The organism is Geminocystis sp. GBBB08 (assembly GCF_016743215.1).
In the GTDB taxonomy this organism is placed as follows: Bacteria; Cyanobacteriota; Cyanobacteriia; order Cyanobacteriales; family Cyanobacteriaceae; genus Geminocystis.
On record NZ_VRZC01000210.1, the window covers coordinates 1 to 5613 of the forward strand.

A 5613-nucleotide genomic window follows, 5' to 3' on the forward strand; every position below is an offset into this window, starting at 1 on the left:
AGCTAGGAAAGCATTTAAGTCGTCTGGTGATGGAAGGGAAAAGGGAAAAGGAAAGAGTTCAAAGTTAAAACTTTAGATTATTTTTTAGAATTAATAGAAAATGTAAGTTAAATGCGTCGAGTGCTTATCATGTTGGCACACTTTGAGAAATAGTTTTCCATAAATCATCTTTATCTTTTTCTTTCTACTGATAAATCCAAATAAACCATTCTGCTTTATCTTCTGGATTATTGTATAATTTAGCTCATCTTTGTTCTTCAGTAACAGAGTTTAATTACCGGTTATCTCCATCAAATAGAAAAAGTAATTATATCAGGTTCGATTAAATAGTTATAGTAAAATTTCACGCAAAGGCGCCAAGACGCAAAGAAGTTCGCAAATTTTTATTATAAGTAATCATCCGAACTTGATATTACTCATTTCTCGTTAATTAAGGGTAATTTTAAGAATAGATAAATCATCATCAAAGTTACTAGATTTATTGACTATATGTACATGATCAATAACTTTTTGTAAATCTTGATTATCTTCTTTTTGAAGTTGTAAAAGTAAATCAGTAAAATTATTTAAACCCCAAATGTCTCCATTTCCTACAGGAATTTCATAAATACCGTCACTGAAAATATATAAGTTACTCTCAGTTTGAACTTCATATAAACCTTGATCAAAATCTATATCCTCAAGCATTCCAATAGGCATATTCGGAGTTGATAATTTATGATATTGCCAACCACTACCTTGAGGAGAAATTAAAATGGCTGGTGGATGACCGGCAGAAGCATAAAGCAATTCACGAGTATTTTTATTATAAACCCCATACCACATAGTAAAGTAATTAACTCGATCACTATCCATTTGAAAGAGTCTATTTAATTCTGTCAAAATAGTCCAAGGTTGATAGGGATCAGTATTATATAATGAATTAGTGCGTACTAAATTTAAAATGGATACCGATAATAAAGCTGAGTGAATACCATGACCTGCTACATCGAGTAAATAAATAACTACATTTTCTTCATCTAACCAATAATAATCAAAAATATCACCACCTAATTTCGCTGAAGGAATAAATTTTTGTTCCACTACTAACTCTTGTTCATTGGGAGAGGGTAACAATGAGAAAATATATTCAGAAGCAATATTCAACTCTGACTGTAATAATAAATTTCTTTCTTTTAACTTTTCTTCAGCTTGTTTCCGTTTAATAAATTGTCCAATTTGATTCCCCATAGTGGCAATGTTTTCTAACAAAGTACCATCATTTTGGTAATTTTGTCGAGAAAATAAACACATAACCCCTAAATGTTCATCTCCATTATTAACGGGAAAGACAAAAATAGGTTGTAAGTTATTATTTATTTTCAGATTTTTAGAGATAATTTTATTATTATCACACCCATCTTCATAACTATTAAATTCCCAATTATTCCAAAACATGGTTTTTATTTCTTCTTGATGTTGCTTACAGATATTTTTAATATTTTTATCCTCAATACACCATGAATTTTGAAAATGAATTAATTGAGTACTATCATTAAACTTCCAATATTCCCCTATTTCCCACCCCAAATTTTCACCTATTATTCGTAAAATTCCCTCAATGCCATAGTCTAAACCTTCAGATTCAGCTAAAATTTTGATCACATCACGTTCAATTTTTTGATATTGTTCTATTCTTTTACGTTCAGTAATATCATTTAAACTTCCAGAAATTCCTTCTATTTGTTGATCTTTTGTGACTAAAGAAGCAAAAATTTTTATCCAACCAACATTGCCACTGTTTTTGAGATACCTTATTTGTAAATAATAGGTAAGATTTTTATTTTCGAGTAATGATTGAAAACCTTTTTCGTAAAGTGGTAAATCTTCAGGATAAATATATTCAGAAAAATTATGACCTAAACTTTCTTCTGGGGATAAACCAGTTAATTCTTTCCATGCGGGATTAAGAAATGTTAATTTTCCTGTTATATCTGTATAAAAAATTACTTCTTTGAGATTTTCTACTAAAGTTCGATATTTTTCTTCACTTTCTTTTAAGGCTTTTTCCGCTTTTTTGGCATCCAATAAATAACGAATACGACGACGTAAAACCGCAGGGTTAATTGGTTTAGTCAAAAAATCTGTAGCTCCTACCTCATACGCATGATTGACAGAAACTTTATCATCTAAACCCGTAATCATTAATACAGGGGTATCTTCACTATGGGGTAATTTTTTTAATTCTTGGCAACACTCAAACCCGTCCATAATGGGCATAAGACCATCTAATAGTACTATATCAGGACGTAATTTTTGATAGGCAATTAAACACTCTTCTCCATTTTCTACCCCCACAATGTCATAACCATCTTTGCGTAACATTATAGTCAGATGTTTTCTACTAAGAGATTCATCATCTGCTATTAAAATTAAGGTTTTTCTGTCTTGAGAATTTGGCATTGATTTGACAATAGAGTTTGAGAGATAATGAAGAATGAGGAATCAGCAATCTTTAAGGGTGAAAAGATTTCAGTTAATTAATCAGGAATTAACCATACCTAAATAAATGGACAAAATGAATACCGCATTTTATTTTTAGGTAAGTCTAGGATAACAAGGAGTGACAAGGGGTTTAAACCCTTCCCTTATATTGCTTAGATATAATTTATTCTGTCTAAGTACTTATTACTTAAAATTTATTACTTATTAATTATTATGTAACAAGCAAGAGGTTTATTCCACAAGTATTAACTATCAATTGTTAAGTGTCAATGATCAATTTATCTAACTATCAATTTATCTAACTATCAATTTATCTAACTATCAATTGTTTACCCATTATGATTAATAGATCTCTGGCAAAATAAAAACAAAGATCAAACTTGGATAGTTTTATCTGAATTTTCTTCACCAATGAGCACTTCCCAAATCCGCCGACTTGTGCAAAAAGTCTATTATTGAGAAACAGAAGCTAAAGTTTCAGGAGTAGAGTTATCTTCTTTGCTATTATGTTGATTGGCTAACCACAAAAAGACTATTAAGGGTAATATTCCTAATAAAATTCCCAGAAAAATAGGGATATAAAATCCAGCGCCGATACTCATTATCATCGCAAAACCAAAATTGCCGATATAAACTCCAGCAGGAATTGTCAGGGAAATTTTCTCAAAATCAAGAGGTTTTATACGCCAAAAAATAGTAGCTATGATCATAAATATTGTACCTGTTCCGAACCACCCCGCAAAATTTTGATAGGGCATTCCGAAAAATTCTCCGGGTTGATCCCATAACCAAAATGGTACACTTGTTTGGCTCATCGCCGGATCTAAGACAAAATCCCATGATGTTAATAATAACGCACCAAAAATAATCGCACCAAAATCTTTTAATAGGGAATGAATTGCTAATTTATTTAAACCAACTCTAGCAATGAGATAACTGCTAAAACCTAAATAAAACCATGATAGAGGAATGGTAAAAGGTACTAAACCTGAGATTTTATAACCTAAACCAGAAAGATAATGATAAGCACCAAAAGGAAACCCCGTACTTGTACCTAATAATTCACTGGTTAAGGAAATTCCTAATGCTGGAATCATGAAGGTTAACCAGTAAAATGTACCTAATTGACGATAAGCATAAATGGCGATCGTCGCCCAACCTAAAATCATATATATCACTCCGCCACCAATCATTGACCAACTAAAAGCACTTTGTCCGATGGGTGGTAAACTGCCGATAAATTCAGGGTTAGGTAAAACTAATAATAAACCTGCCAAGCCAAATATCATGGCGATAATGTGACTAATTAAAAAATAACCTTCTTTTTCTCGTAATATTTCTTTAAACAAGGGTTTTGCCTCCTCGAATGTAGGACTGTTTTCTCAAAATTACCGCAATTGGTAAAATTGAATTTATGCTTAATATTTTACAAACATTTATTAAGTTTTATTAACAAGTTTATCTTAATAGATTTTAAATGTAAGGTGTTAGATCTTAACGACGGCGAGGAATTTCATAACGGAAAAAATCATAGGCTAAAACCGTTTGCGGAAAAATTGACTGAGCTTCTTTCAATAAATCACTCATCTGTAGTGCATTACCTGGAGCATAACGGGGGCTAAAATGGGTCATGATTAATTGTTTAACCTGTGCCGCTAAAGCTACTTGTGCTGCCATAGTGGTAGTAGAGTGCATTTTTTCAAAAGCCATTTGTGCATCTTGATGAGCGAATGTTGCTTCATGAATTAAAACGTCAGCATCTTCAGCTAAGGCAATGGCATTTTCACAAAAAACCGTATCGGTACAATAAACAAACTTACGCCCAATTTCGTTAGGCCCACAAAATTGAGAGCCAATAAATGTACGTCCATCCTCAAGGGTAACGGTTTCACCTGCTTTTAGTTTCCCATACACAGGACCAAAAGGAATATCCAATGTTTTGGCTTTTTCCACATCAAATTTACCGGCTTTATCTTTTTCCGTGATGCGATAACCAAAAGCGGTTACACGATGTTTTAGTAATTGTGTGGTAACAATAAATTCATCATCTTCATAGACTAAACCGGAGTCAACGGTATTAATATTGACACCATAGGGAAAATAAGTATAAGAATATTTCATACAGGCTTTTAAATAAGGCTCAATGCCCGGCGGCCCATAAACTTCTATATTTTCTGCATGAGCACCCAAACCGCAACTAGCTAATAATCCCATTAAACCAAAAGTATGATCTCCGTGCATATGGGTGACAAAAATTTTTTTCAGTTGAGAAGTTTTTAAATCACTGCGTAATAGTTGATGTTGTGTACCTTCTCCGCAATCAAATAACCAAACTTCTCCCCGTTGAGTTAGCCTTAAAGCCACGCTAGAGACGTTTCTTGATCTAGTTGGTACTCCTGAACTTGTGCCTAAAAAAGTTACTTCCACTTCTGATAATTATTAATGTGATTGCCAGTTTTTATCTAATGTTCTTAATACTTGTTGACTTACTAACAGGTAATGCTCGATCATCCATGCTCTTTTTTACTTGATGATAAAGCTGATTATAGTTTAAAGAAGTTTTCTGAAAAATATTTTATTTTTGACACTACTTAACTTTAGCTTTGACTATATTTTTATTGAGTCTTCATTATACAATTAATTTTAACAACAATGTCAAAAAGAATTCCTCATTCTCCTTGAGGTGGAGGCGAAGCTGAATTTTCCACTAGTAAAAGAAACGTCAGTAGTATATTTTTATTTTCTACCACCACTTTGTTTTGTGATACCTCGTTAATTACCAAATAACAATTTTTCTTTCCATGACAAGCAATCATCAAGACAACCTTGAAAAATTTATTACCTTTTGTCAACAACACATTACAGGGCAGGAAAGGAAAGAAGCGCAAATCTTCTTAGATAGATTTTTTCAGGCATTCGGTTATGATGGTGCATTGGAAGCTGGGGCAAAATATGAAGAAGCCATTAAAAAGGGTAGTAAAAAGAAAAATACTGGTTTTGCCGATTTAGTCTGGAAACCTAAGTTATTAATTGAGATGAAAAAACGAGGAGAAGACTTATCTAAACATTATGCCCAAACCTTTGAATATTGGTCAAGACTTGTACCGGATCGCCCTCGCTATGTGATAT

4 protein-coding genes are annotated in these 5613 nt (G+C 32.5%); 1 reads left to right on the top strand and 3 read right to left on the bottom strand.

From position 1 onward, the window contains the following. Positions 1–426: 426 nt before the first annotated feature. The 3 genes from FWJ34_RS17690 to FWJ34_RS17700 all read right to left on the bottom strand — a co-directional run bounded on the left by FWJ34_RS17690 (position 427) and on the right by FWJ34_RS17700 (position 4911). Positions 427–2442 (bottom strand): SpoIIE family protein phosphatase, encoded by a 2016-nt coding sequence (locus FWJ34_RS17690; RefSeq protein WP_308256661.1) that lies wholly within the window; start codon positions 2440–2442, stop codon positions 427–429. 494 nt (positions 2443–2936) lie between these two features. Next, on the bottom strand, positions 2937–3833 hold the full coding sequence (gene cruF / locus FWJ34_RS17695; protein ID WP_396232070.1) for a gamma-carotene 1'-hydroxylase CruF: 897 nt from the start codon (positions 3831–3833) through the stop codon (positions 2937–2939). A 145-nt stretch (positions 3834–3978) separates the two neighbouring features. Beyond that, a complete protein-coding gene (locus tag FWJ34_RS17700) occupies positions 3979–4911 on the bottom strand; it encodes a ribonuclease Z (RefSeq protein WP_308256662.1) in 933 nt (310 codons plus the stop codon). Between the two features lie 374 nt (positions 4912–5285). Between FWJ34_RS17700 and FWJ34_RS17705 the strand changes: the two genes are divergently transcribed. After that, a partial coding sequence (locus tag FWJ34_RS17705; protein ID WP_315862529.1) for a type IIL restriction-modification enzyme MmeI occupies positions 5286–5613 on the top strand: 328 nt, incomplete at its 3' end.